General features: G+C 69.2%; 1 pseudogene. It reads right to left on the bottom strand.

Annotated elements, in window-relative coordinates:
* Positions 1-138 precede the first annotated feature (138 nt).
* Positions 139-513 (bottom strand): annotated as a pseudogene (locus ACLFKU_RS44015) (fimbrial protein); the annotation flags it as partial.

Below are 513 nucleotides of genomic sequence, written 5' to 3'. Positions count from 1 at the left end.
CGTCCTCGATGCTGTTGAGCAGGTGCTCATGCGCGGCGATCAGCACTTTCTGGTACTGCTCGGACTGCTCGAACGGCTGCACGCCAGGCTCGGCTTCGGGGCCGGCATCGGCGCGGGCCGTGGGGGTCGGGAACGGGGTCACTTTGTCTTCCATGGGGAACCACTCAGGCGAAGGGCGAGGTGTTCCCGCCAGCCCCTGGCCGGCGCGGGGGCCGTCGGATCCAGGTGCGACAACAGCGGGGCAAGGGCACGCACATACGGATCACGGGGCGCATCCTGCAGCAGCAGGCGGCCATGGCTGGCACTGGAACGCAGGGTGGGCCGATCGGGCAGCACCGCCAACAGCGGCAGCTCGAAGCGGGCGGCGATCTGCGCCGGGCTCAGGCCGCTGGCATCGTCATGGCGGTTGATGATCAGCTGCGCCCGGGTATCGCGCGCACCGACCTGGGTGAGATGGCGGAGCATCTGGTCCAGCGAGACGAGGGTGCCGATCGACTGGTCGGCGATCAGCCA

Origin of the sequence: Paraburkholderia sp. EG304, from assembly GCF_046543485.1 — a bacterium.
Lineage (GTDB): Bacteria > Pseudomonadota > Gammaproteobacteria > Burkholderiales > Burkholderiaceae > Paraburkholderia > Paraburkholderia youngii.
The sequence above is the reverse complement of the archived record's forward strand: the minus strand, read 5'-3'. Positions and strand labels throughout refer to the sequence as shown.